This is a genomic window from Mycobacterium sp. (genome assembly GCF_044342925.1).
In the GTDB taxonomy this organism is placed as follows: Bacteria; Actinomycetota; Actinomycetes; order Mycobacteriales; family Mycobacteriaceae; genus Mycobacterium.
In genome coordinates this window covers 1-4,259 of the sequence record NZ_JBIIOV010000220.1, presented here as the reverse complement: position 1 = coordinate 4,259, position 4,259 = coordinate 1, and the positions used below count along the sequence as shown (strand labels likewise).

The window sequence follows — 4,259 nt, the reverse complement described above, 5'->3', positions numbered from 1 at the left end:
CGCAATGTTTTTGGTGGCTGGGCGTCGGTGGCTCACGTTATTATTCGAACATGTTTTCGACTTCGGTGGCTGAGGTGTTCGCCGCGCTGGATGCTGCCGTGGCGGGTGTGGCTGCCCTGGAGTGGGATGGCATGGGGGTGCGGGAACGGCTGGAGGCACTGGACCGGTTGGAGGCGGTGCGCCGGCGGGTTACGGCATCGTCGTTGGACGGTGTGGGGTCGGTGGGCCGTTGTGGCGCTGCGGAGTTGGGTGGGGCCACCGCCAAAGTGATCGCCGATGTCATCCGGATCAGTCCGGCCGAGGCCCGCCGAAGGTTGCGCGATGCCGCGCAGTTGCAGCCGCGCAGCACGCTGACCGGTGAGCCGGTGGCGCCGTTGTTGCCGGCGACGGCGAAGGCCTGGGATGGCGGGCTGCTCGATGGGGAGCATCTGCGGGGCATTCAGAGGTTTCTGCGGGATCTGCCCGAGACCGTCCATCCCAGCGAGGTGGCCAAAGCCGAGGCGTTTCTGGCCGAGAAAGCCACTGAACTGCGGCCTGATCAGCTGGAGGTGCTCGCCGAGCGGGTGGCGGCCACCCTGAATCCTGATGGCCGGTTCAGCGATGAGTACCGGGCGGCGCAGCGCGGGTTTCAGTGGTGCGGGCGGCAACGACCCGACGGGATGAGCATCGGGCGGCTGATCGCCACCCCGGAACTGCGGGCGATGCTGGACGCCTGGCTGGCCAAGTTCGCCGCCCCGGGGATGTGCAGCCCCGACGACCAGATCCCGGTCACCACCGGTGAGCCCAGCCAGAGCGCCGTCGACGCCGATCGCCGCCAGCACGGCCAGCGCCAGCACGACGCGCTGGGGGCTCTGGTGCGTGGGCAACTCGGCGACCCGAAGCTCGGACAGCACAACGGGTTACCGGTCACCGTGATCGCCTCGGCCACCGTGGAGCAGCTCAGCACCGGCGCCGGGCATGCGGTCACCGCCGGGGGCACTCTGCTGCCGATGCGCGATGTGATCCGGATGGCCGCCCACGCCTGGCACTACCTGGCTGTGTTCGACGCCCATTCCCAGCGCCCGATCTATCTGGGGCGGGCCAAGCGCATCGCCTCGGCCGACCAGCGAATCGTGCTGCACGCCAAGGACCGCGGCTGCACGGCGCCGGGCTGTGACATGCCGGGTTATCTGTGCCAGACCCATCACGTCGAGGACTGGGCCGACGGCGGGCGCACCGACATCGACCGGCTCACCTTCGCCTGCGGCCAACACCACCGCCTCATCACACCCGGCGGCTGGAAAACCCGAAAACGCAAAGACGGCACCACCGAATGGCTACCGCCACCGCAACTACCGATTCCCGGCGGCACCAACACCTACCACCACCCCGAGCGAATGATCCCCGACGATTGGGACCTTGCCGGAGACAGCTAACTGCTGTTCAGCGACTTGTGTTCGATGATGTCGCGGGATCCGCTGGCGCCCAACCGCTCCCGGAACTGCTGCACGGTGTAGCCCACCACGGTGGCGTCGGTGCCTGCCCGGGCGCTGGCCGAGCGGGGCAGCGCGAACAGCGGCCCCATCTCGCCGAAGTAGTCGCCGGCGCCGGCCACCTTCAGCAATTCCTCGCGGCCGATGGGTAATTCGCGGACCAGTTCGATCTCGCCGTCGGACACCATGTAGATCATGTCGCCCATGGTGCCCTGCTCGAACAGCACCTCGCCGGCGCGCAGTTCCACCGTCTCGGGTTCGTGGTCGGTGTGCGCCATCTCCGGCACCAGTTCCACCACCCGGTCGGCCAGCGGGAGCATCCGGGTGTCGTGGGTGGCCACCACCACCACCCGGTCGCCGGAGGCCAGTTCGCGGATCAGCCGCAGCACCTCCTCGACCTGGATGTAGTCCAGGTGAGCGGTCGGCTCGTCGGCGATCAGCAGCGGCGGGTCCAGCGCGATCGCCCGGGCCACGGCCACCCGTTGCTGCTGGCCGCCGCTCATGTCGCCGGGCCGGTGGTGCATCCGGGCGGCCAGGCCGACCCGGGCCAGCAGTGCCTCGGCGCGCTCACGGCCCAGCTTGCGCGAGAAGCCGGCGGCCTTCAGCGGCACCATCACGTTCTCCAGCGCGGTCAGGCTGGGCACCAGGTTGAACGCCTGGAACACGATGCCGACGGTGTTGCGACGGTAGTCCGAAATCTCTCTAGCGCCCAGCTTGGTCAGGTCGATGTCGCCGAACTCGATGCGCCCGGCCGTCGGCTTGAGGATGCCGCCCAGACACGACAGCAGCGTCGTCTTCCCGCATCCGCTGGGGCCCAGCAGGATCGCCAGTGAGCCCTCGTCCACGTGCAGGTTGAGCCCATCGATGGGGCGCACCGTGTCCTGGCCGCTGGCGTACTCGACAACCAGGTCCTTGATCCGCAGGTCTGCCATGAGTCAGGGGCCTCCGAAGGCCATAGCCGGATCGACGACGACCGCTCGGCGCAGCCCGGCGAGGCTGGCCAGCACCCCGATGGTAACCGCGACGACCGGCAGCAGCACGAACGCGAATTGCGGGATGTCCACCCGCATCGGGAACAGCGGGCCGAGCAGCACCGAGAGCACCCCGCCGAGGATCGCCGAGAGCACCGCCACGATGACGGCCTGCATGGCCAGCCCGGCCAGGATCGAGCGGGTCGGAACGCCGACGGCCTTGAACACCGCGAAGTCGCGGGTGCGTTCCAGGGCCGACATGTAGATCATCGAGCCGACGATCATCGCGGCGACGATCCACAGCAGCCCGGCCATCAGACTCATCGCCTGGCGGGCGCCGGTCAGCGCGCGCAGCAGGTCGTCGATGGCGCCCCGCCGGTCGACGAGCTTGTAGCCGCTGGGGGCACGTTCGGGTGGGCCGACGAGGCCGATCGAAGAGATCAACTGCTGGCCGGAGAACAGCAGTGTCTGGGCGCCGCTGACGGTGAGGAAGATGTTGGACTGGCCGGCCAGCGCGGTGGAGTCATCGACGATGCCGACGATCTGCAGGTTGCGCGAACCGACTTCGATGGTGGCGCCGATGGGCTGCTTCATGGTGTTGGACACCGCGGCCTCGTGCGGCTCCGAGGGCGGCCGCCCGGATTCCATGGCCGGCATGCCGGGTCCGCGTTCCGGGGCGCCGAAGACGTTGACGCTGCGGGCCGATCCGCCCGACGGCATGGTGGCGCTGCCGTATACCAGGGGCACCGCGGTGTCGACGCCGGTCACCTGAAGTTTGTTGGCCGGAAACGCCGATGACCCGAGGAACGGACCGGTGGCCCCGGACTTCACCAGGTAGGCGTCCAGGCCGAGTGAGTCGACGGTGCGGGTGGCCTCCACCCGGAAGCCGTTGGCCAGCCCGGTGAGGACCAGCGTCATGGCGAACACCAGACCGGTGCCAACGATGGCGATCACGAAACGGCGCTTGCGCCATTGCAGGTCGCGCAGCGCCGCGGTCAGCACGTGGGCCCCAGCATGGGGGCAGGCTACTCGACCGAAGGGACTACCCGGAGAAGGCTTGGATCAATTCGGCACAGAATGCCGGAAGATCGTCGGGCTTGCGGCTGTTGCGGCCCGTTCGTTGGTGGGTTTGGGTGACGTGACGCCGGTGTGGGATCGGTTTTAGAATCGCCCGCGTGGGGGAGATAGATGTTTGCGCGGCGGGTGTCGACGCATTGGCTGAACAGTGCGCCGGCCATGCGGCGCGGTTAGCCAGTGAGGTTCCCGCGGCGGTCGCTGGGCCACCGGCGCAGGTCACCGCGGTTGCGGTCGCCGGCGCATACACCGCACTCGGGGAGACGGCGGCGGTTCTGGTCGCTCGACTCAACGCCACCGGCGACAAGCTGAGTGTCACGGCGGCGGAGTTCACCCGCATGGACCGCACGTCGGCGCAGGCACTGTCCGCGCTCGCCGGGGTGCGGGTGTAGATGCCCGGCGTCGGCGCAGTGCCGAGCTTGTCGCAGATCCTCGGCTGGGACGTGGAGCACCTCAATCGTGCTGCCACCGACTGGGTGCGCACGGCCGAGCAGTGGGAAGAGGTCTTCGACAGTGTGCACCGCGGCGCGCTGTCCCCGGGCGGTGCGGTGTGGCAGGGCGAGGCCGCGGATGCCGCTCAAGAGCGGGCATTCGCCGATCTGGTGACGGTCCGCGGCCTCTCTGACCGATTGCACGAGGCCGCCGCGATCGCCCGCCGGGGAGCCGATCAACTCAGTGAACTCAAACGCCAGGCCGTCGATGCGGTCAACTCCGCTCGTACAGCGGGTTTCGTTGTCGGTGA

Annotated in this window: 4 protein-coding genes and 1 pseudogene; 3 read left to right on the top strand and 2 right to left on the bottom strand. The window is 68.8% G+C overall.

Features of this window, described 5'->3' with window-relative positions; all coding sequences use genetic code 11:
* Positions 1–50: 50 nt before the first annotated feature.
* Entirely contained in the window at positions 51–1,415 is a 1,365-nt protein-coding gene (locus ADBZ6I_RS16270; protein WP_526385661.1) for an HNH endonuclease signature motif containing protein, read from the top strand.
* Here ADBZ6I_RS16270 and ADBZ6I_RS16265 read toward each other — a convergent pair.
* The gene (locus tag ADBZ6I_RS16265) at positions 1,412–2,404 is read right to left on the bottom strand and encodes an ABC transporter ATP-binding protein (RefSeq protein WP_526385659.1); all 993 of its coding nucleotides are present in this window, start codon (positions 2,402–2,404) and stop codon (positions 1,412–1,414) included. The two genes, ADBZ6I_RS16270 and ADBZ6I_RS16265, sit on opposite strands and share 4 nt — an antisense overlap.
* A gap of 3 nt (positions 2,405–2,407) precedes the next feature.
* Entirely contained in the window at positions 2,408–3,445 is a 1,038-nt protein-coding gene (locus ADBZ6I_RS16260) for an ABC transporter permease (protein ID WP_526385657.1), read from the bottom strand.
* 173 nt (positions 3,446–3,618) lie between these two features.
* On the opposite strand from ADBZ6I_RS16260, the gene ADBZ6I_RS16255 reads away from it, so the two are divergent.
* Positions 3,619–3,909 (top strand): hypothetical protein, encoded by a 291-nt coding sequence (locus tag ADBZ6I_RS16255; RefSeq protein WP_526385655.1) that lies wholly within the window; start codon positions 3,619–3,621, stop codon positions 3,907–3,909.
* Positions 3,910–4,259, top strand: a pseudogene (locus ADBZ6I_RS16250) (hypothetical protein); the annotation flags it as partial.

Coding starts and splice junctions, on each gene's coding strand:
- ADBZ6I_RS16270 (WP_526385661.1), top strand. CDS start 51: ATGTTTTCGACTTCGGTGGCTGAGGTGTTCGCCGCGCTGGATGCTGCC.
- ADBZ6I_RS16265 (WP_526385659.1), bottom strand. CDS start 2,404: ATGGCAGACCTGCGGATCAAGGACCTGGTTGTCGAGTACGCCAGCGGC.